This window comes from Flavobacterium panacis, from assembly GCF_024649945.1.
GTDB classification, from domain to species: domain Bacteria; phylum Bacteroidota; class Bacteroidia; order Flavobacteriales; family Flavobacteriaceae; genus Flavobacterium; species Flavobacterium panacis.
In genome coordinates this window covers 1,045,414-1,067,017 of record NZ_JANKMS010000001.1, presented here as the reverse complement: position 1 = coordinate 1,067,017, position 21,604 = coordinate 1,045,414, and the positions used below count along the sequence as shown (strand labels likewise).

Here is a 21,604-nt window from a genome sequence, read left to right as displayed (position 1 = left end):
AAAATTGTAAACCCCAAATACTATTATGAAAAAGATTATTACTCTTGCCGCATTGTTTTTTACTTTTGTTTCGTTTGCACAGGTTAAGGTTTTAGAAACTGTTCCTGTAGAAAAATTAGGAAAAGTAAATAACAACTACATTCAGAAAATTGGTGACGAATACACTGTGTATTACACTATCGTTCAAAGTGATGATGACTCGACTTTGAGAAAATTTTCATTTAAAAACATCGATAATGCTTACAACTCTTTATACAGTATTATCATGGGCGGATTTACAGCTTCTCCATTGTACGATATCAAATTAGAGTTGCCTAACAACTACATTTGGTTGCACTACACAGGAAATGTGGTTCCAGACAAAGCAACAGTTCAGTTTATGGTTTCTGGTAAAGAAAGAGACGCAGCAACAAACAACGTTTCTGAGCCATTCGTAAAAGATCAAATCAATAAATTATTTCAAAAATAGTTTTTTTGAGGTTCAAAGGGACAAAGTAACAAAGGGACAAAGTTTTAATCTTTGTCTATTATATATAAAGAAAAAGCTGTTCTTAATTGAACGGCTTTTTTGTTTTTAGGTTCAAAGGTTCAGAGTAACAAAGAGGCAAAGGTTTGGTTTTAGTGGAAAAAAGCTTCAAGTTTGACATACTTTGTATATAGTTTTACTGCAACCCCGATAGTTATCGGAAGCTAAGTTTTTTGTTTACAACCTTTTAAAAAGCGAAAAGTTCGCAAAGCTTTAAATAAAACTTTGCGAACTTTTATTTTCCCAATAGCTATCGGGATTATGTTCTTTGCGGTTATAATAAGAAGTATTCCAAGAAACCTTTGTCCCTTTGAGCCTTTGTTACTTTGTCCCTCAAAAATTATATTTTCTTCACGTACTGTGTAATAATCACGATTTGCTGACCATCAACTTTTCCTTCAATGTATTCGGCGTTTTCGTGGTCTAAACGGATGTTTCTAACAGCAGTACCTTGTTTGGCTACCATACTTGATCCTTTTACTTTAAGATCTTTGATTAAAACTACAGAATCTCCGTGTTGTAGTACTACACCGTTACTGTCGCGGTGAACTAATTTGTTTTCGTCATCTTCGCCTTCTCCAGTTGCTTTTGCCCATTCTAAGGTATCTTCTTCTAAATACATCATGTCAAGCAATTCTTGTGGCCATCCTGCAGAACGCAAACGGCTTAACATTCTCCATGCGACAACTTGTACCGGAATATTTTCATTCCACATGCTGTCGTTAAGGCATCTCCAGTGATTTAAATCGACATTGTCTGGATTTTCAATTTGGTCAATACAGGTATTACAGGCTAATATAGCTTCATCAAGACCACCTTTTCTAGTTGGCAGAACCTGATAAACTTTTAAATTTTCTTCAGCACCACAAAGCTCACATTTAGATCCGCTTCGTTTGCTTAATTCTCTCTCGATGCTCATTATTATTGTTTGTTTTAAAATGCGAAATTACTTATAATTGATAAGCATTGCAAATTATGTTTAAAGTGTTTCCTTTAAAGAATACAGTTTATTTTTGTAATTCTTGTAAAAGAGAATAATGTGCAGTTTTTAAAGATCTAATTAAGTTTCTTTTCTCAGAACCGCCCGACATATTCTTGTAAAGACCAATTTTTTTATAAACTTTATCTCCAATTTTATAGTTAATAGTCGATACCATTGTTGCAGATGACAAATCAAACATCCAAGTAATGTCCGTTATTTCAGCATCCACATTAATGTTAGCATCATTAACTGCTTGATTTTTGAAATATTTTACTTTTAAATTTATTTTGGTTTCTTTAGCCAATTCTGAAACAGATTCGTTGAAAGTTTCGATGATATCTGGTCGCCTTTCCATTCCTGCCCTTGGGCCAGTTTTCTTTATGCTTTTGACACTATTTTCATTAACTGAAAATACGACTGTCTTATCTTTAAAAAACTCTTGATTAAGGTTGTTTTTTGAAAAATTACTTTTAGTAGTGCAGCCAAATAAGCTGAAAATTAGTAAACAGATTACTATTTTGTTGAATTTCATATATAACAGAATAATTTATTTCTTAACTCTTACTGCATCAGGAACCAACATTTCATATTCACCTCCATGACGCAATACATCGCGTACAATGCTGGAACTGATAAATGAAGTACTTGCAGCCGTTAATAAGAATACTGTTTCTATTTTAGAAAGTTTTCTGTTAGTGTGAGCGATTGCTTTTTCGAATTCAAAATCGGCTGGGTTGCGTAAACCTCTTAAAATGAAATTGGCTTTTTCTTTTTTAGCAAGATCAATTGTTAGACCTTCATAAGTAATAACTGAAACTTTTGGTTCGTCTTTGAAAGTTTCTTCAATAAAGCGTTTTCTCTCTTCTAATGAAAACATGTATTTTTTTTCGGCATTGACACCAATGGCAATTACAATTTCATCAAACAAAGGAATTCCTCTTTTGATAATGTCTTCGTGTCCTAAAGTAATGGGGTCAAATGATCCTGGGAATATGGCTTTTCTCATTTTTTTGAGGTTCTAAGGTTTTGAGATTCTAAGTTGCTAAGTTTTTAAACTGCTACTAAAATTGAATTTTGATATTGATATTGATATTGATATTTTGAATTTATTTTTTAGAATTTCCCCTTACGTTATTCTCTTCGTGTTAATAGACTCAACCCATTCGTCTTTTTTACAGACTTTACAATTTGCTGTTCCTGCTTTTTGTTCTTCTGTATTTCCGCAGAAACTGCAAGAATAAAAACCGTCAGTAGGAATGAATTTGCTTTTTGCATAAAATAAAGAAGGCAGAATAGGTAATCCGTATCCAACCTCTTTGTCTTCGTAGTAAAAAACACTTATTTCACCGCTGGTTTCTATAAAAGCATGTTTGACTTGTCCTAAATGTTCAATCGATTTGATACGCAATTCTGCGAAAAACTCATCCTGAGCCAAACTTTCTTTTCTGAAAGTAGAAACAGAAAACTTTCCATCATTGATTAAACATTCGGTTTTGCCTTCTATAAATTCTTCAAACTTTTTACTTTTTCCTGTCAGCCAGGTTACAGATCGATATAAAATAATTATCGTAGTAAAAACAATCGCTGCAGGAATAATTCCAACATCTTCATAAAACATCGGGTCGCCGGCGGCAGAACCTAATGCAATTATAATTACGGTTTCAAAAATAGATAACTGTTTTACGCCTCTTTTTCCTGCCAGTTTAAGAGTCAGTAAAAGAATAATAAACATTATGGTTGAACGAAATATTACTTCAAAAATAAAGCTCTCTGGTAGATTATTAAAAAGAAGTCTTTCCCACTCGAAAATTTGTTTCATTTTTTTATTACTAAAGTTAGTTATCTAAGGTACTAAGTTTTAATATCAAAGATGTATTTAAATTTCCATGTCGTAAGTTGTACTTTTCTGTGAATTTTGATAAACCAGCAACTCAAAAAAAATAAGGTTCTGAAATCTTAGTGTCTTAGAAACTCAGAACCTTAGTATCTTTTTTAAGCAAGAGCTAACTCAATTGCATTTGTAAATAAATCTTCCAGAGAAATTCCGGCTGCTTTTGCTTGTTGCGGAATCAAACTTTCTGTTGTTAAACCTGGAATCGTGTTCATTTCAAGCATGTGTGGTTCATCGTTTACAATAATGAATTCACTTCTTGAGAAACCTTTCATTTTTAGAACTTCGTAAGCACGTTTTGCTGTTTCGCTTACTTTTTTAGTCATTTCGTCAGAGATTCTCGCTGGTGTTATTTCTTGCGATTTCCCTTCGTATTTTGCTTCATAATCAAAGAAATCATTTTCTGATACAATTTCTGTAATTGGCAAAACTTTGATTTCGCCTTGATAATTAATTACTCCAACAGAAACTTCAGTTCCGTCAAGGAAACTTTCAATGATAATTTCGTTGTCTTCTTTGTAAGCTACTTCAATTGCAATAGGAAGTTCAGCTTCTGTTTTTACTTTTGAGATTCCGAAACTAGAACCTGCTTTGTTTGGTTTTACGAAACAAGGAAGTCCAACTTTTTCTATGATTTCTTGAGTGTTAATTTTATCTCCTTTATTCAAATAATAAGAAATAGCTGTTTTGATTCCGTATGGTTTTAAAACAGACAATAAATCTCTTTTGTTGAATGTTAAAGCCGATTGGTAATAATCGCAAGAAGATTGTGGTAGACCGATTAATTCGAAATAAGCCTGCATTAATCCGTCTTCACCCGGAGTTCCGTGAATGGCATTGAAAACACAGTCAAATGTTATTTTTTCTCCGTTTACAGTTACAGAGAAGTCATTTCTATCAATTGGAAATTCGGCATCGTTTTGGTCTACGTAAACCCATTTTTCTTTAAAAATGTGAATACGGAATCCGTTGTATTTTGTTTTGTCAAGATATTGATAAACGACATTTCCACTGATTAAGGAAATTTTATATTCGCTAGAATAGCCGCCCATGATGATGGCAATGTTTTTCATTGTATGTTTTTATTTTTTAATTTTTAATTGTTTTAAGTTTAATGTTTCAAGTTTCTGTACGAATTGTTTAAATTATTCGTTCTTATGAAACCGAGTGCCCTAGCCCTGATAGAAGCGACATCCTTTTATGGTGGGGTTCACCATAAAAGATATAGCGGATAGCAGGAATCAGCTCCTGAAAAATAAAAAATCAAATTTTGAAATTGCTTCGCCTGTTCGCTATCGCTTGAGTCCAAATTCCAAGAGATCTCTGTTTTAAACAAAATTATCATTTTTTTTGAAACGAAATACTTTATCTTTGTCGCTACTAAAAATAAATTTATGAGTTTACGTCAGTATTTAACAAGCCGAGTTTTTTTTCTACAATTGCTTGCTGCCGCTGCGATTATTGCAGTTATTGGTTATTTATTTATGCATTGGTTGACTTTTACAACTGATCATGGACATGAAATTGCTGTTCCGAATTTATCAAAACTAACTGAGGAGCAAGTAGAACAAAAATTAGACGAACTGGATTTAGATTATGTTCTATTAGACAGTGTTGATTACAGAAGTGAATTCCCTAAATATAGTGTTGTTGAGCAAGATCCACTTCCTGGAACAAAGGTAAAAGTGGGAAGAAAAATATACATTAAAATTAATGCATCAGGTTTTTCATCAGTTAAAATTCCTGATTTAATTGAAAAAACATACCGTGAGGCTGTGCCAACTTTAAAGGCGTTAGGTCTTGAGCTCGGAACGATTACGTATATTCCGAATCTTGGAAAAGATATGGTTTTGGAAATGCGTTTGAAAGGTAGAAACTTAAAAGTAGGAGACCGCGTTTTGAAAGCGTCTAAAATCGACTTGGTTTTAGGAGACGGAAAAGCGAGTTATGTAGATGAAAGCCAGGCGACAGATAGTACTGCGGCGCCTGTAGAAAACCCACAAGATGAACAATAATATTGAAGAAAATTTAGATCTGGAAGACGAATTATTCGAACATTACAGATTTGAAGTCCCAAAAGGTCAAGCGTTTTTGCGTATTGACAAATATTTAATGTATTTGATTCCGAATGCCACAAGAAATAAAATTCAGAATGCGGCGACTAATGGAAACATTTTTGTAAATGATATTCCGGTAAAATCAAATTATAAAGTAAAACCTTTTGATGTGATAACGGTTATGTTGTCGCATCCACCATTTGAAAATCATATTCTTCCTGAAGATATTCCGTTGAATATTGTTTATGAAGACGATGCCCTTTTGTTGATTAATAAAGAGCCTGGAATGGTTGTGCATCCGGGTCACGGAAATTATACCGGAACTTTGGTAAACGCTTTGGCACATCATTTTGATAATCTGCCAATGAACTCAAGTGAACGCCCAGGTTTGGTGCATCGAATTGATAAAGATACTTCTGGTCTTTTGGTTGTAGCCAAAACAGAAGCCGCTATGACGCATTTAGCAAAGCAATTTGAGGCTAAAACAACCGAACGTGAGTATATTGCTCTTGTTTGGGGAAATGTAGTGGCAGACAGCGGTACAATTGAAGGAAACCTTGCAAGACATTTGAAAGACCGTATGCAAATGGCGGTTTTTGATGATCCTGAAATAGGTAAACCTGCCATTACACATTATAAAGTTTTGGAACGTTTTGGTTATGTGACGCTTATTTCTTGTAAACTAGAAACAGGAAGAACACACCAGATTCGTGCACACATGAAACATATTGGACATCCGTTGTTTAACGATGAACGTTACGGAGGCCACTTGATTTTGAAAGGAACGACTTTTACAAAGTACAAACAATTTATAGAAAACTGTTTTAAAGCTTTACCTCGTCAGGCGCTGCATGCTAAAACGCTTGGATTTATTCATCCGAATACTGGTGAATTGATGCGTTTTGATACAGAACTACCTCAGGATTTTAAAGATTGTATCGAGAAATGGCAGAATTATGTGAAGTCGCATAATACCGATGAAGAGAATTAATTAGATAATGTGTCAATTTGAAAATTAGATAATTTCTTGAATGAAATAAAATAAAAAATGCTCCTATAAGGAGCATTTTTTATTTTGAATTTTACACATTATCAAATTTTCTAATTGCCACATTTTCTATTTTTTTTTTAATTTGATTCTGAATGATATTTTATTTTTCCGATTGATCCAGTTTCCGATGGTAAAAGTTCGAAAACAGAAGTAGGAGCAAGACCTTGTTCTATTCGGTGGGAAACATAGAGAATAGATACATTTGTTTCTTGTTTGATGGTATTGATTAGTTGAATTACCAAATCTACGTTTTCGTCGTCTAATCCTTCTACAGGTTCGTCTAGAATTAATAATGGTGGATGTTTTAAAACGGCACGAACAATTAGTCCGACTCTCTGTTGTCCGACGGAAAGATCAATGAAACGTTTTTTACGCAAATGTGCCATTTCGATTACTTCCAGCCATTGCGTTACAATATTTTTTTGATGTGTTGTAGGTTCTGTGTAAAGTCCGATTTGGTCAAAGAATCCTGATAATATCATTTGTTCTAAAGTATGGCCTTTTTGAAACAAATCCATCATTGCGGTTGTGTAGATTCCGATTTGTTTTTTGATGTCCCAGACGCTTTCTCCAGTTCCTTTTTTTCTTCCGAATAGGAATAAATCTTGCCCAAAACCTTTCGGATTATCTCCTGTAACTAAAGATAAAATAGTACTTTTCCCAGAACCGTTTGGACCAATTAACTGCCAGAATTCGCCTTGTTTTATTGTCCATGAAATGTTGTCAAGAATCTTTCTTTCATCATAACTTACAGAAACATTTTCCAGTCTAATTAGTGTGTTTTCTGGAAACATATACACTTCGGTTGCTTTTGGAATAGCAGTTGTATTTAATGTTTTGAAATGACTTTCGCTTTTGACAAATGGATGCAGTTCGAATGTGTTGTCTTTGATTTGAGCTTTATTAGGGACAAATTCAAGTACATCAACGGTACGATTTAAAAGCTGAATAATCGCAATATCATTCGTCAGATCTTTTAAGGAATCAGCTAAAACTACTCTCGAAGCCTGATCTAAATGATCAAAAGGATTATCAAAAATGATGAAATCTGGTTTTTGGTTGATACAGTATTTTAAGAACTCTTTTTTACGTTCGCCCGAAGAAAAAGTTCGTAATTGTCTGTTTGAAGTTGAAGCTTCAACGCTGTCATATTGAAATTCTTTTTCGATGAATTTCTCAATTGAAATATCTGAGAAAAGAATTCCTTTTTGATTGTTAAAAACGGCTAATTCTCCAGTTGCTTCGCCATTTAATATGTTGTCTATTAGTTTTTTTTTGTTTACCTGATTTGATAAAAGTATATCCCAGTGTTGCATTGTATTGTTGAATTTTGAATATTTTTTTAGCCAAAGATTAATAAGGTTCCAAAGATTAATCTTTTTAATCTGTTGCTAAATAAGGTTTTATTCTGATTTTTTTGTTGCCATTTCGCGGTCATTACGAGACCATTCGCTCCAAGAACCCACATAGAGTTTCGGGATTGGAAGTCCAGCGTAATCCATTGCTAATAACGTATGGCAGGCCGTAACTCCAGATCCGCAATGTATGATTATGTTTTCGTCTTTTTTATCTCCAATTATAGATTTATATTTTTGGGCTAATTCTTCAGAAGATTTAAAGAGCCCGTTTTCATCTAAATTTTCAGTTAACGGAACATTGATTGCTCCAGGAATATGACCAGCAATTAAATCCAAGAGTTCTGTCAGTCCGTCAAATCTGTTTTTGTCTCGAACATCAATTACAATGTTTTGATCGTTTTTACGGGCTTTTTCGACTTCATTTATATCGGCTAAAGCCAATTCCCATTTTTGCGAAGGATATGCTGTTTTTTCAAAAGTCTCGTTTCCAGAATTTGTTGGAAAACCAGCTTGAATTGCCGTTTGATAACCGCCATTTAAAACCTGAATTTTCTCATGTCCAATGGCACGCATCATCCACCAGAATCTGGCTGCGAAGTTTGAGCCATTTTTATCATCATAAACTACAATATGATCTGTAGGCGAAATTCCTAAAGTTGAAAGTGTTTTTGCAAATTCTTCGGGAGAAGGCAAAGGATGTCTTCCGCCATTTGTGGGATTTTCTGGAATAGATGCCAAATCACGATTTAAATCAACAAAACGAGCGCCTTTTAAATGTTCTTTTTGATAATTTTCAAAAGTGTTTGCACCAGCTCGAGCATCAAGTAAAATGATTGCAGAATCTGAATTGACTTCAATTAATTCTTGTGCGGTAATCAAGGGAGAAATTGCAGTAGCCATTTTTAACTTTTAGCTTGGAATTTTTTCAATCAAAATCTCATTTTCAGATTTATCAAAATAGGTACAAGTCATTTCTACGATATCAACGCGCCATTTTGCAATTCCTGCTTGCGCACAATGATTACAGAAAGTCATATAATCGGTTTCGCCATGCTGATGTTTTACCAGATTTTCTATAAAAAGTTCTTTGTTTGGAAAATCGGCTACTTTTATTTCAGGATATTTTTCTTCTGCTTCTGCCGTGTAATTATTTAATCCATAATACACAACACTTCCGTCTTTCACGTAAGTGTCATAACCTTTTACACCTAAAATGATTAGATCCTGAATATAATTTGGAAAATCTGCTCCAGATTTTACTTTCGAATGTGCTTCTTTTATTTGTTCTATTGTAAACATAATTTTATATAGTTTTAAGTTCGTTTTTTTTGCCACGAATTACACGAATTAGCACTAATTTTTGTTTAATTCAAGAAAAATTAATTCGTATAAATTGGTGTAATTCGTAGCAAATCAAAAAAGTTTTTATTTCAAAAATACGATTAATGCTTTTATAAACGAATCAAAAGATTCAATATGTGGCAAATGTCCTGTATTTGGAATTTCGACCAATTTAGAGTTTGGAATTGCCTTTTGAGTTGTTTTGCCTAATTCGGCATAATTTCCCATTGTTTTTTGTACTTCTGCAGCAACAAGAGGTTTTCCTAAAGCCGTTTTATCTCTCGTTCCAATTATTAAAAGTGTCGGACTTTTGATGTTTTTGAATTCATACAAAACGGGCTGTGTGAAAATCATATCGTACAGAAGAGCCGAATTCCAGGCGACTTTATTATAATCTGGAGCGGTTGTCCAGCCAGCTCCTAATTCTGCCCATTTTTGATAATCGGCGTTCCATTTTCCGTCGTAATAATTCGCCATTTGGTATTTTTTTATGCCTTCGTAATTTTGTTTTAATTCCGATTCGTACCACCAGTCAACTGGTTTGTAAGGAACGATTAATTTCCAGTCTTCCAACCCAATCGGATTTTCTAAAACTAATTTTTCAGTAGTTTGAGGATACATCAGAGCAAAACGACTTGCCAGCATTCCGCCCATAGAATGACCTAAAACAGTTGTTTTTTCGATTCCGAAATGATCTAAAAGTTTTTTGGTGTTTTCTGCTAATTGCTGAAAAGTATATTGAAAATTATCTGGTTTTGTCGATTTTCCAAAGCCAATTTGATCGGGAACAATTACTCTAAAACCTTCTTTTGTTAATGCTTTTATAGTCGTTTCCCAATAAGCACCGTTGAAATTTTTTCCGTGAAACAGTAGAATGTTTTTATTGTTGTAATTATCAGGCTTAATATCCATATAAGCCATTTTCAAAGTTTGCCTCTGATTACTCAATTCTAAAAACTGAACCGGAAACGGATATTCGTAATTCGTTAAATTAATATCTAATTGCTTGATTTTCTGTTCTTGTGCCAAACCAAAAACAGGTAATAAAAGTATAAGGAGTTTTAAGGTTTTCATCTAGAAACGGTTTTTTTATTAAGAATTATAAAATTACCGCTATGCATTTTTAAAACCAAAAAATACAGACTGAAAGTTATCTCAAAATAGCGATTGAGTTAAAAATTAAGCCATTACAGCAATAATGTTCAAGGCTATTCTGCCAAGATCTTCATTTCCTGTAATTTCTACTTTTTCTAATGCATCATTTGGCGTCATTCCTTTGGAAAATAAAAGCCAAGCATCTTGTGGATTAATTTTTATAATTGAAGTTGCCTTTTCTTCAAAAGAATCTACAAATTGCCAATCGTTTTCTTTTTTGATAATACTCCATTGTCCGCCAATTTCTGTATTGACAATCAAGGTTACAATGGTATTTACTGGAGCTTTTGTTTCTCTGTAAGTATGAGGTAAAGCTTGAGCGAAGGTATTTATAAATGGATAAAATAATTCTTTAGTAAAAAGTGCCTGTTTTCCAACAGCGTCTCTAATTTGTTGTTGATGCAGGAATTTTTCGGTGTATTCACGGGCAATATGAAACCAGTTTAACGAAGTTTCTTCGCCAGCCCAAGCAACAGAAAAAACAGCATTTTCTAACGGATTTAAAGATTGTATATGTTCGCAAAACTCTTTTCCGGTGGATTCTAATAAATTGATTAAGACAGCTGGACTCAATCTTTTTGTAGCATTTGTCCAAGTCATATTCAGCTGATTTAAAAAATTGATTAAATCGCTGTATGAATTTATATTTTCAGGAATTTCTCCAAAGTATTTATCTCTCGAAATAGATAATGTTCTCAGATTTCCATCTAATAAATGAGACGCAATATCTTTGACTAGCCATTTTTTTGCAACGGTTTGTTTCTGCCATTCTTCTTCTGTTAATGATTTTAAAAGATCAAGTAATAACTGATCCAGAACAGGAAAGAGGTGTGAAGTCTGAATTGGATTTCTTTCTGAAATTTTCATGATATTATTTTTGATCTGAACTTTTAAAATCGCTGTTTTTTAAAGTAATAACACGCTGTGGATATGGAATGTCAATATTATTTTCGTCAAATTTCTTTTTTATACTTTGCAATAAATCACAGTACATCACAAATCCGTCGGTAGAATTTTTGGCCCAAGCCCATGCTTTTAAAGTAACGCTGGAGTCAGCCAGAGCCACGACGCGTGCAATTACCAAAGGTGTTTTTTCTTTTTTAGCTTCAGCAGTTCGAGTATCAATAAATAATGGATGTTTGGCGATTTCTTCTTTCATTATTTCTAATGCTTTTTCTAGATCAGATTCGTAACCAATTCCAATTTCGATTATTTTGCAGCATTTGGTATCGTGCATATTGGTGTTGACAATAATTTGCGCACTTATGACAGAATTAGGAATTATAATTCGGTTATTTTCGGCATCTTTTAAAACAACTTGTCTTAGGTTGATATCTTCAACCGTTCCAACAAAGTTGTTGATTGTGATTTTATCATTGATTTTAAAAGGTTTGAAAATCACTAAAAAAATACCACTCACAATATTACTCAGTGCTTGTTGTGAAGCCAAACCAGCAACAAGCGAAATAACTCCTGCACCAGCTAAAAAAGAATGTCCAATGATTTTAAATTCGGGGATTTGAATTAAAGCAAAGGCAAAACCCAAAATGTAAATTACAGTTATGACTAAATGTTTTAAAAACCTAAATCCCGTCGCATCATATTCTTTGTTGCTTAGTTTGCGATATAAAAAATAACGAAGAATACGGTCTGTTAATGCACCTAGAAGAATAGTTACAATAGCAATTATGGTAATAAAAATACCGATTCTAAAATCTTTTATATAATCAATCATAAGGTTGTTTTTTTTAGCTTCTGAGTTTCTAAGATGCTAAGCTTCTATGTTTTATTAAAATTCATTATGTGGCGTAAAATGTACAATTTTAATGAGAGATAACAGATTCGATTAGCCATTTGTTATTTACTTTCTTCAGATTAAATTCCATAGTAAAAACTACCTCTTGATTTGGAGTAACTATAATTTGGGCAGTCGAATCTGTTATTGTTTTTTCAAAATATTCGGCATTTTTTTCTTTATTCAAAAATCTAGCTTTCTGATCATCAGGAAGACTTTTTTCCATCTTTTTAAGCGTTTCCAGATTGAGTTTGTTTGCTGGAGTTGGAATTAGTAGTTTTTCTGCATTTTTTATGTCAAAGCGATTTGTAGCAGCTATATAAGCAACAACAGTTTCTTTTGGAGTTTTAAAAGATGATTCACAACTCAGAAAAAGAAACAGAAAGAATAAATATGTGATCGAATATTTCATTTGTTTCTTGTTTTACAAACCAACAAAATCATCACTTTTCGGGAAAATGCTCAAAGCCTGAATTGCAATTTCAGGAGTAGGAGAAGCTAGTTTACGAAGTTTTGTATCCATCCACGCACCATCAACTGTAATAGTGGCGCAAAGAGTGTCGTCTTCTCTTCTAAATTCGTGAATGATGGACCAGCGAGAAGCATCAGCTTTCATTTTTGATGTTTTGGTATGAATAAATATTTTGTCTGAAAGCTTTAATTCTTTTCTAAAGACACATTCTTCTCTAAATAATACTGGACCAAAACCTTGTGTTTGCATTACTTTTAATGTCAAGCCCAATTCTTCTAGGATTTCGATACGATGTTGTGCACCAAAATCATAATAAGCACTGTGACGAACGTGAAAATTTGGGTCAAGATCTGACCAACGAAAAGATATTTCTTTTGTAAATGAAGCCATTTTGTTATTGTATTTTTATGATAAACCGAAATTACGAATAAAATGCAAATTGGATTTAAGAAGCAAAAAATAAATGAGATTTACTTTTTAAATAATGCTTCAATTTCAGAATATTTTCCTTCTAAAAAGAACTTTAGGTATTTTAGAGATTCATCAAGATTAAGAGACCAGAAATCGTCTACAACCATTTTTTCAGATTCTCCAAGTAAACCAAACAATACTTTGACTTTTTTTGGACGATTATACCATAATGAAAACATTGGATTTTTATGCTCGTCATAATGTGCTGTTAGGCAGAAACTTTTTCCGTTTGCGGTATTTTTAAAATCTAAGGAAGGGTTAAAGTAAATTTGATCAGGAGAAATGGAGTCAAGAAGGTTTAATTTTTGTATCCAAGAATAATTTGTGGCTATTTCTAAAACTTCATTAGAAGAAATAACCTTAGTTATACATTCTATTTCCTTTTTATCAGGATGGCAAATAGAGTAGGTGAATGTCATGAAGAATTTAATTTTTAAAGTTTTTTTGATAATTATAATTTCATTTTAGACAACTCAACTTCCAGTTTATCAAAGTTTTCTTCGTTCTTATCTACAACGTAAGGTTTTAGTTTCTGGCATTCTTCTTCTGTTTCGAAAAGCATTTTGAAAACGACTTTCGTTTGATTTTCTGCAACCGTTTCGAAAGTTGTCAGAATCTGAAAAAGAGGTTTGGAATGGCGTTTCCAGGCGATAAGGTTGGGTTTGTCTATTTTGATGAATTCGCATTCGTTAGCATAATTACCCACTTCTGGACCATGCATAATGAAACTCCATTTACCACCTTCACAGAAATTAAATTCATGAAAAGTATTACTGAAACCTTTTGGTCCCCACCAATTTTTTAAATGTTCAGGATCACTCCAGGCTTTAAAAACCAATTCTTGCGGGAAATTTAAAACTCGTGTTGTAACGATTTCTGAATCTGGTGTTGTGGAAAGAATTTTTGAAGTCATTGCTGTAAAGTTTTAAATTGTACAAAAACTTGATAGTGATAAAGTTAAGATTATTTTGTTAACTGGTTATCTATCAGTTTTTCTAAATTAAATAGTTTCGCGATTGTCCCATTCGTACTCAATTTTGTTTACTTTGATATAATACGGAATAAGTAGTAAAATTTCTAGACGTAAAGGGAAATGCCCATCTTCTCTTGTAAATGGTAATATAAACATGGAAGCTAAGCAGATTACAACTCCGACGATTGCATCAATTTTAGCAATTGATATGGCATTATCTTTTTCAAACCAAAGCGAATAAGCTGCAAAACCTTTTAACGCCATAACTGCAATAATAAAGATTCCAATTCCTGAATAAGCAGTATTGCTTGAAAAACCATAAAGAGATAATTCAACGTTGTCTGTAAAGGCATTTCCAATTAATGATGCCAAACCGCAGACCGCTAAAATCATAAAAATCCAACAGAAAGTTTTAATCCACCACGGTAATAATTTACGTCTAATTACTGTAGATTTTTCAAATTCATCAAAATTGCTTTTTAGTTCTTGTTCCATGTTTTATTTTTTTGGTTTTAATTTTTATTTGGTTTTAAGATTCTATTTGTTCTTTTTTTGAGTTCAGTTTTTTAACGATCCAAGGTAAAGTAAGACCTTGTCCAATGAGTGTAAAAAGTACTACAGCAACAGAAATGAAGATAATCGCATTTCTTTCCGGAAACGGATCTCCATTTTCAAGCACTCTGGGAAGTCCAATTGCAATGGCGAGCGATACAATACCACGCATTCCTGACCATCCTAAAATAATACTATTATTAAAATCGAGAAGAGCATCTTCGCTGATTTTTCTTCTTCCGCCACGGTTTTTCTGAAACGCTTTTTGAAGATTAATCTTTTGAAGAAATATCCTGACAAATCGTATTAATAATGCGACGATAGTAATAATGAATGCATAGCCAATGTAGGGAAGTATCATGTCGTCATCGATATCTTTTAGTACATATCTAAAATTAAGTCCGATCAGGATAAAAATTAATCCGTTCAATAAAAAGATGATAATGTCCCAAAGGCTTCGTGAGCTGTTTTTAAGGTTTTCGGGAAATACTTTTTTGCTAAAACGAGCAATTGCCAGTCCGGAAATGACCACAGCGATAACTCCGGAAACATGCAGATGTTCTGCAATTAAATAAGTTACGAAAGGCATTAACAACATAAAACTAATAGTGACATTGGTATTTTTGTGTACCTTTTTTAAGATAACAGAGAGGATTTTGGACATTACAAAACCTACTAGAAAACCTCCTCCTAAAAGTACAACAAATTGCAATGTTGCTTTCCATATTATAAAAGCAGAGCCCATAACGGCAGCAACAGCAAATCGATAAGCTACTAATGCAGAGGCATCGTTTATTAAGCTTTCGCCTTCCAAAATGGTAATTGTTTTATGAGATATTCCTAATCCTTTTGTGATGCTTATGGCAGCAACAGCATCAGTTGCAGAAAGAATGGCTCCAAGTACAAATGCCAGGGACCAGGTTATATTTGGAATCATATAATGTGCCACTACAGCAATCCAAAAAGTGGTCAGGAAAACCAAAGTAATCGCGAGCGTGCTTATCGTATTTAAGTTTGTTTTAAAATCTTTCGGCGAAATATTAAAGGAAGCATCATAAAGTAACGGCGGAAGGAATAACAGGAAAATAATTTCAGGATTAATTTCGATTTCATTCATCGTTGGAATAAATCCAATCGCAATTCCAACAATTACAAGAAGAATAGGATAGGGTAATTTTGCTTTGTCAGCAAAGGCTGATAATCCAATTACAATGGCGAGTATAAATATAATGATGCTGTAGTTTTCCATTATTGTGAAAGCTATTTTTTAAGTTGAGTATTATCTCCATTATAAAAATCAATAATTGAAGTGTCTTCAAATAAATAAGATTTTAATTTTGCTTTGGTAGTTTGAGATGTTGTGGGTTCATCTTCTTTCATTGTATTGGTTTCGGTTTCGGTTATTTCTCCTTTTTCAAAATCATAAAAAAGACCTGAACGACCTCCGGCGCCACTAAAGTAAGTTTCCATATTGTAAAGCACAAAATCATTTTTTATGTATTTAAATGCACTTATAAATGTACCGCTGGGACCCATTCCATAAAGACTGATGTGTAATTCACCATTTTCAATTATAACATCTTCTGTATCATAAAGTTTAAAATCGTACTCATTGTATTCAACTGGCATTACTATCTCAGAAACTTTGTCCAAACGATACGATTTATCTTCATTTCGCAAGAGAACCAGCGTTGGTCTTTTTAACGTATTACTTTCTTTGTGTTTTAATACAATAACAGCATCGGCTAAACCGTCGTTGTTTAAATCTCCCTCAGCTTCGTACTGAATAGCATAGATATCAAGTTTAGGAAGAAAATCGGTCAATTTATTTCCTGTTTTTGGATAAGTAACTTCGGGTTCTTCCGGATCATTTTCTTCGTATGCTTCATCAGCAGTTTCAAAGTTGTGATTAGGCAGACTGTCTACAACTTCTACGTTTTTAGTATTGCTGTTTTTTTCTATTTTGTTACAAGATTGAAAGGCAAAAATAAATAAAAGAGCTATAATAATTGAGGCGATTTTTTGCATTAAAATAGTAGTTTATATAATTAGTTTTGGATAAGCTGTTTTTCTAAATTTTCAAGTTGAGAAGGGCCGCTTAGTTTTTTATTAATGATCATCCCGTTTTCATCTGCAAGAAAATGCCAAGGAATAGCAAGTGATTGACTACCATTTAAAGTTCTTAAATCAGCATCTAATTTTTCATTAACTCTAATGTGATAACCTTCCAGATTGTAAAAATGAGCCATTTCTCGCCATTGTTTTTCTCTGAAATCTTTGTCAAGAGAGATGTAAACCATTGTAATGTTTTTAGATTTTAGCAATTCGTACAATTTGGCATTGTGCTTAAATTCCTCTTTACAGGGACCGCACCAAGTTGCCCAGATATCTACATAATATTGTTTTCCTTTTAGCTCTTTTAAAGCGTCTTTTACAGAATTGAAGCTTGCTGTGTTTTCTACAAACTTAATTTTTTCGTTTAAAGATTCCTTTTGCTTGTTATGAAAATTAATGACAGGAATAATAACAGGCTCTAAAAATGAAGTAAAACGACTTGAAGTGTATTCTTTTTTAAATTGGTCAAATAGTGTAATCAGTTCTTTTTCGTAATTCTGATTAATTGCATTGTAATAGATATATGAAGCAGTGTAGTATTCTAATTGAAAGCCAGATAAATGTTTTTTTGCGTTTTCTATATTATGGGTATGAATAAGTCCTTGTTTGCTAATTTCTGATAATTGAGAAATAGCTACTTTTTCTAAAAGAAGTTCATTATAACGCAGATAATTTTCGACATAAAAGTAAAACCAGGGCGAACTTAAAAGTTTTGGGTCTGTGATGGGATTGGATTGAAATATGGCTGACCAAAGTTCAGAATATTGTTCTTTGTTTAATGTGTTTTTGTTTCTTTCTGAATTTAGCAAGTTGATAAAAGCCAAACTTCCCTGAGCTCCTTTGTAAAAATAATCCCGATCTGATTCAACAAGATCATAAAAGTTTTTTGAAATCTTTTTCTCGTTTAATAATTTTTTAAATCCTGTAATTTCGGTTTGGTAGCTTAGATTAAGTTTTTGTTTGATATCAGAAACAATGCTGTCCTTTTGATAACTTCTTGTTTCGAGTTCAAAATGTCCTCCAACGATCATATTGCGGTTAGGAATCAAATTGTATAATTGTTGTCCTTCCTGATTTTTAGATTCTATTCGGAATTTATTTTCTTTATTTTCAGTATCGATATAAACTTTGTAATTCATTCCGGGTTCGACGATCAAACTTCCGTATGATTTAAATCCGTTTACTAAATCTAAAAAACAGGTTTTATCCGAGTGAAGATTGATTTCAAAATTGCCGTCAGGATCTGGTTGTACAGAATTAGTGAATCCAAAAAAGTCAATTCCGTTTATGGGGATTGTGTATGCAATGACATCAGGGATTTTTCCGTTGATCTTTCCGCTGATTTTTATATTTTCTTTTTTTTGCTGACAAATGGCAAACCAAGGCAACAGAAGTATTAACGTTAATTGAAATATTTTCATTGTCTTTAAAGTTATGTCGGATAGTTGGTTTTTCAAATATAAAGAAAGTATTTATAAGATAAATTTTATTTTCCTGTAGAAAAAAGCGAATACTCTTTCCTAAAATGACATAAAAAACAGGGTTGTGCCACGACTGTCAGGTTTGAAAAATGTCATGTTGTCAGATGATTATTGTCGTGCCAATAGCAAAACTGACAATTTACTTTGGTTTTTTATATTGGCACAAAGATTGACTTATGCCACCTGAGTTATTAAAATAAAATCAAAAATTAAATATATAAAAAATGGGTAAAATAATCGGAATTGACTTAGGTACGACGAACTCTTGTGTTTCTGTAATGGAAGGTAACGAAGCAGTTGTTATCCCTAACGCAGAAGGAAAAAGAACTACACCATCTATCATCGCTTTTGTTGAAGGTGGAGAAATTAAAGTAGGTGATCCTGCAAAAAGACAAGCAGTAACTAACCCTACAAAAACGATTGCTTCTATTAAACGTTTTATGGGACACACTTTTGCTGAAACTCAAGAAGAGGCAAAAAGAGTTCCTTACAGTGTTGTAAAAGGTGACAACAATACGCCACGTGTGGATATTGACGGTCGTTTATACACTGCTCAAGAATTGTCTGCTATGACACTTCAAAAAATGAAAAAAACTGCTGAAGACTATTTAGGTCAAACAGTAACTGAGGCAGTTATTACAGTTCCTGCTTACTTTAACGATGCGCAACGTCAAGCTACAAAAGAAGCTGGTGAAATTGCTGGTCTTAAAGTTATGCGTATCATCAACGAGCCAACTGCTGCTGCACTTGCTTACGGATTAGATAAAAAAGGAACTGACCAAAAAATTGCTGTTTACGATTTAGGTGGAGGTACTTTTGATATCTCTGTTCTTGAATTAGGAGACGGTGTATTCGAAGTATTGTCTACAAATGGTGATACTCACTTAGGTGGTGATGATTTTGACCAAGTTGTTATTGACTGGTTAGCTGACGAATTCAAATCTGAAGAAGGAATTGATTTACGTTTAGATCCAATGTCATTACAGCGTTTGAAAGAAGCTGCTGAGAAAGCTAAGATTGAATTATCATCTTCTGCTGAAACAGAAATCAACTTACCATACGTAACTGCTACTGCTTCTGGACCAAAACACTTAGTGAAAAAATTATCTAGAGCTAAATTTGAGCAATTATCAGATGCATTAGTAAAACGTTCTATGGAGCCAGTTGCTAAAGCATTAAAAGATGCAGGTTTATCTACATCTGATATCGACGAAGTAATCCTTGTAGGAGGTTCTACTCGTATGCCAAGAATCGCTGACGAAGTTGAAAAATTCTTCGGTAAAAAAGCTTCTAAAGGAGTTAACCCTGATGAGGTTGTTGCTATTGGAGCTGCTATTCAAGGTGGAGTTTTATCTGGAGATGTAAAAGATGTATTGTTACTTGACGTAACACCTCTTTCTTTAGGTATCGAAACTATGGGTGGTGTATTGACTAAATTAATCGAGTCTAACACAACTATCCCAACTAAAAAATCTCAAGTATTCTCTACTGCTGCTGATTCTCAACCATCTGTTGAAATCCACGTATTACAAGGAGAAAGAGCAATGGCTGCTGATAACAAAACTATCGGTCGTTTCCACTTAGATGGTATTCCACCAGCACCAAGAGGAGTTCCTCAAATCGAAGTAACTTTCGATATCGATGCTAATGGTATCATCAAAGTTTCTGCAACTGACAAAGGAACAGGAAAATCTCACGATATCCGTATCGAAGCTTCTTCTGGATTGACAGCTGAAGAAATCGAAAAAATGAAAAAAGACGCTGAAGCTAATGCTGATGCTGACAGAATCGCAAAAGAAAGAGCTGAGAAATTAAACGAAGCTGACAGTACTATCTTCCAAACTGAATCTCAATTGAAAGAGTTAGGAGATAAATTGACAGACGATCAAAAAACAGCTATCGAATACGCTTTAACTGAATTGAGAATGGCTCACCAATCTCAAGATCTTGACGCAATCCAAAAAGGATTAGACAATGTAAATGCAGCTTGGAAAACAGCTACAGAAGCAATGTACGCTCAAGGAGGTGAAGGACAACAAGCTGCTCCACAACAAGAGCAGTCTTCTGGAGATAACGTGGAAGACGTTGAATTCGAAGAAGTAAAATAATTTACTCTTTAATTGAATATAAAAACCGAGTCAGAAATGGCTCGGTTTTTTTGTGTCTAAAAAATAATGTAGAAACATATCTTACCGCAGTTTTTCTACAAACTGATAAATGTCATTTCTTCTTCGAATTCTTTTTCGTAATATTACTATTGTAAATTTTCACGAATGAGAAAGATCAAATACAAAAAAGGACGCAAGGTTCAGCACATCACATTAGAGTATACAGGTACACACAAAGAGCACGAAACCGAAATGCAACTTTTTGTGTATGATGATGCAGATGTTGTAGAATATGATAAGTTTTCTGTCTTGGCTTTAAATTCTTGTTTTGATTACACCAAAAATAACTGGCTTAATATTCATGGTTTAAATGATATTAATCTCATCAAAACTATCGGATCTCATTTTAAATTAGATGATTTCCTGCTTGCCGATATTTTAAACACAACAAAAAGAACCAAATTAGAAGAACAACAAAACGTTTTGTTCTTTAACATAAAATCGCTGCTTCCTTCTGAATATTCCGATAATATTAGCGTAGAACAAATTAGTTTTATTTTGAAAGATGGAATTCTGATTTCTTTTCAAGAAAAACGAAGCGATTTCTTTACGCACATTCGTGAGCGTTTACGTACGCATGCAGGAATTGTTCGAACTAAAAAGGTAGATTATCTCTTGTATCTGCTTTTAGACGCTGTAATGGAGAATTTCTACATTACGCTCGAAGACGAGGAAGATAAAGTAGAAGAGTTGATTAATTTAACTAAAAAAGATGCTAAACCCATTATTTTAGAAAAAATTGAAAATCACCGTGATAATTTAAACTTTTTAAAGCGTTCTATTGTGCCACTTCGAGATTCACTTTATTATTTAAAAACGAAGAAAGATGATGACGATGAAAACGGCTTAATTCAGAAAGAAACGTTTAATTTCTTTATCAGATTGCATCAAAAAAGTCTAGAACTTTTGGAACAGATTGAATCTGATATGAGTGCCTTAGAGAGCGCATCTAATTTTTATTTTTCGGAACAAAGCCGAAAAATGAATGAAATCATGAAAACGCTGACCATCATTTCGGCGATATTTATTCCGTTGACTTTTATTGTTGGGGTGTACGGAATGAACTTTGAAAACATGCCCGAACTCAAAATGCAAAATGGCTATTTTGTTGTAATGGGAATAATGTTTTTGCTAGTAATAGCCCTAATCATTTATTTTAAAAAAAGACGCTGGTTTTAACGTTTGTTTGTCTTCGAAAAACTTGATTTTGTATAAA

At 33.3% G+C, this 21,604-nt stretch carries 24 protein-coding genes; 5 read left to right on the top strand and 19 right to left on the bottom strand.

Annotated features, from left to right (window positions below):
* Positions 1 to 25: 25 nt before the first annotated feature.
* A complete protein-coding gene (locus NQQ59_RS04575) occupies positions 26 to 469 on the top strand; it encodes a hypothetical protein (RefSeq protein WP_113678277.1) in 444 nt (147 codons plus the stop codon).
* A 397-nt stretch (positions 470 to 866) separates the two neighbouring features.
* On the opposite strand, the gene NQQ59_RS04570 is transcribed toward NQQ59_RS04575, so the two are convergent.
* The 5 genes from NQQ59_RS04570 to NQQ59_RS04550 all read right to left on the bottom strand — a co-directional run bounded on the left by NQQ59_RS04570 (position 867) and on the right by NQQ59_RS04550 (position 4,472).
* Positions 867 to 1,445, bottom strand: coding sequence for a PhnA domain-containing protein (locus NQQ59_RS04570; protein ID WP_144214322.1), 579 nt, complete (start codon positions 1,443 to 1,445; stop codon positions 867 to 869).
* 88 nt (positions 1,446 to 1,533) lie between these two features.
* Positions 1,534 to 1,863, bottom strand: coding sequence for a hypothetical protein (locus NQQ59_RS04565; RefSeq protein ID WP_144214320.1), 330 nt, complete (start codon positions 1,861 to 1,863; stop codon positions 1,534 to 1,536).
* Between the two features lie 192 nt (positions 1,864 to 2,055).
* Positions 2,056 to 2,514, bottom strand: coding sequence for a pantetheine-phosphate adenylyltransferase (coaD, locus tag NQQ59_RS04560; protein ID WP_026729362.1), 459 nt, complete (start codon positions 2,512 to 2,514; stop codon positions 2,056 to 2,058).
* A 120-nt stretch (positions 2,515 to 2,634) separates the two neighbouring features.
* Positions 2,635 to 3,327 carry a DUF421 domain-containing protein gene (locus tag NQQ59_RS04555; RefSeq protein ID WP_144214318.1) on the bottom strand — a complete coding sequence of 231 codons (693 nt, stop codon included), beginning with the start codon at positions 3,325 to 3,327 and terminating at the stop codon, positions 2,635 to 2,637.
* 173 nt (positions 3,328 to 3,500) lie between these two features.
* Positions 3,501 to 4,472, bottom strand: a complete 972-nt coding sequence (locus NQQ59_RS04550; RefSeq protein WP_144214316.1) for a D-alanine--D-alanine ligase — start codon at positions 4,470 to 4,472, stop codon at positions 3,501 to 3,503.
* Positions 4,473 to 4,793: 321 nt separating this feature from the next.
* Between NQQ59_RS04550 and NQQ59_RS04545 the strand changes: the two genes are divergently transcribed.
* Together NQQ59_RS04545 and NQQ59_RS04540 are read left to right on the top strand one after the other, a co-directional pair.
* The gene (locus NQQ59_RS04545; RefSeq protein WP_144214314.1) at positions 4,794 to 5,414 is read left to right on the top strand and encodes a PASTA domain-containing protein; all 621 of its coding nucleotides are present in this window, start codon (positions 4,794 to 4,796) and stop codon (positions 5,412 to 5,414) included.
* Positions 5,404 to 6,447, top strand: coding sequence for an RluA family pseudouridine synthase (locus tag NQQ59_RS04540; RefSeq protein WP_144214312.1), 1,044 nt, complete (start codon positions 5,404 to 5,406; stop codon positions 6,445 to 6,447). Before NQQ59_RS04545 ends, NQQ59_RS04540 begins: the two co-directional genes overlap by 11 nt.
* A 137-nt stretch (positions 6,448 to 6,584) precedes the next feature.
* Here NQQ59_RS04540 and NQQ59_RS04535 read toward each other — a convergent pair whose 3' ends face one another.
* The 14 genes from NQQ59_RS04535 to NQQ59_RS04470 form a co-directional block, all read right to left on the bottom strand.
* Positions 6,585 to 7,823: an ATP-binding cassette domain-containing protein gene (locus tag NQQ59_RS04535; RefSeq protein ID WP_144214310.1), complete on the bottom strand. Its 1,239-nt coding sequence runs from the start codon at positions 7,821 to 7,823 to the stop codon at positions 6,585 to 6,587.
* 87 nt (positions 7,824 to 7,910) lie between these two features.
* Positions 7,911 to 8,765, bottom strand: a complete 855-nt coding sequence (locus NQQ59_RS04530) for a sulfurtransferase (protein WP_144214309.1) — start codon at positions 8,763 to 8,765, stop codon at positions 7,911 to 7,913.
* A gap of 9 nt (positions 8,766 to 8,774) precedes the next feature.
* The gene (locus tag NQQ59_RS04525; protein WP_144214307.1) at positions 8,775 to 9,164 is read right to left on the bottom strand and encodes a DUF1398 domain-containing protein; all 390 of its coding nucleotides are present in this window, start codon (positions 9,162 to 9,164) and stop codon (positions 8,775 to 8,777) included.
* A 126-nt stretch (positions 9,165 to 9,290) separates the two neighbouring features.
* Complete coding sequence (locus NQQ59_RS04520; RefSeq protein WP_144214305.1) at positions 9,291 to 10,280, bottom strand: alpha/beta fold hydrolase; 990 nt, start codon at positions 10,278 to 10,280, stop codon at positions 9,291 to 9,293.
* Between the two features lie 105 nt (positions 10,281 to 10,385).
* The gene (locus NQQ59_RS04515) at positions 10,386 to 11,228 is read right to left on the bottom strand and encodes a maleylpyruvate isomerase N-terminal domain-containing protein (RefSeq protein ID WP_222104876.1); all 843 of its coding nucleotides are present in this window, start codon (positions 11,226 to 11,228) and stop codon (positions 10,386 to 10,388) included.
* A 4-nt stretch (positions 11,229 to 11,232) separates the two neighbouring features.
* A complete protein-coding gene (locus NQQ59_RS04510) occupies positions 11,233 to 12,096 on the bottom strand; it encodes a mechanosensitive ion channel family protein (RefSeq protein WP_144214303.1) in 864 nt (287 codons plus the stop codon).
* A gap of 88 nt (positions 12,097 to 12,184) precedes the next feature.
* Positions 12,185 to 12,568 carry a hypothetical protein gene (locus tag NQQ59_RS04505; protein ID WP_144214301.1) on the bottom strand — a complete coding sequence of 128 codons (384 nt, stop codon included), beginning with the start codon at positions 12,566 to 12,568 and terminating at the stop codon, positions 12,185 to 12,187.
* Positions 12,569 to 12,580: 12 nt separating this feature from the next.
* Positions 12,581 to 13,018: an acyl-CoA thioesterase gene (locus tag NQQ59_RS04500; RefSeq protein ID WP_057122622.1), complete on the bottom strand. Its 438-nt coding sequence runs from the start codon at positions 13,016 to 13,018 to the stop codon at positions 12,581 to 12,583.
* An 80-nt stretch (positions 13,019 to 13,098) separates the two neighbouring features.
* A complete protein-coding gene (locus NQQ59_RS04495; RefSeq protein WP_144214299.1) occupies positions 13,099 to 13,518 on the bottom strand; it encodes a hypothetical protein in 420 nt (139 codons plus the stop codon).
* A 32-nt stretch (positions 13,519 to 13,550) separates the two neighbouring features.
* A complete protein-coding gene (locus tag NQQ59_RS04490; protein WP_144214297.1) occupies positions 13,551 to 14,012 on the bottom strand; it encodes an SRPBCC family protein in 462 nt (153 codons plus the stop codon).
* A gap of 87 nt (positions 14,013 to 14,099) precedes the next feature.
* Entirely contained in the window at positions 14,100 to 14,567 is a 468-nt protein-coding gene (locus tag NQQ59_RS04485) for a hypothetical protein (RefSeq protein ID WP_144214295.1), read from the bottom strand.
* Positions 14,568 to 14,601: 34 nt separating this feature from the next.
* Complete coding sequence (locus NQQ59_RS04480) at positions 14,602 to 15,873, bottom strand: Na+/H+ antiporter (RefSeq protein WP_144221489.1); 1,272 nt, start codon at positions 15,871 to 15,873, stop codon at positions 14,602 to 14,604.
* Between the two features lie 11 nt (positions 15,874 to 15,884).
* A complete protein-coding gene (locus NQQ59_RS04475; protein ID WP_144214291.1) occupies positions 15,885 to 16,652 on the bottom strand; it encodes a hypothetical protein in 768 nt (255 codons plus the stop codon).
* Between the two features lie 20 nt (positions 16,653 to 16,672).
* On the bottom strand, positions 16,673 to 18,160 hold the full coding sequence (locus tag NQQ59_RS04470; RefSeq protein ID WP_144214289.1) for a TlpA family protein disulfide reductase: 1,488 nt from the start codon (positions 18,158 to 18,160) through the stop codon (positions 16,673 to 16,675).
* A gap of 284 nt (positions 18,161 to 18,444) precedes the next feature.
* Here NQQ59_RS04470 and dnaK point away from each other — a divergent pair, with 284 nt between their 5' ends.
* Positions 18,445 to 20,328 (top strand): molecular chaperone DnaK, encoded by a 1,884-nt coding sequence (gene dnaK / locus NQQ59_RS04465; protein WP_144214287.1) that lies wholly within the window; start codon positions 18,445 to 18,447, stop codon positions 20,326 to 20,328.
* Positions 20,329 to 20,493: 165 nt separating this feature from the next.
* Positions 20,494 to 21,567, top strand: a complete 1,074-nt coding sequence (gene corA, locus NQQ59_RS04460; protein WP_144214012.1) for a magnesium/cobalt transporter CorA — start codon at positions 20,494 to 20,496, stop codon at positions 21,565 to 21,567.
* Positions 21,568 to 21,604: the final 37 nt, after the last annotated feature.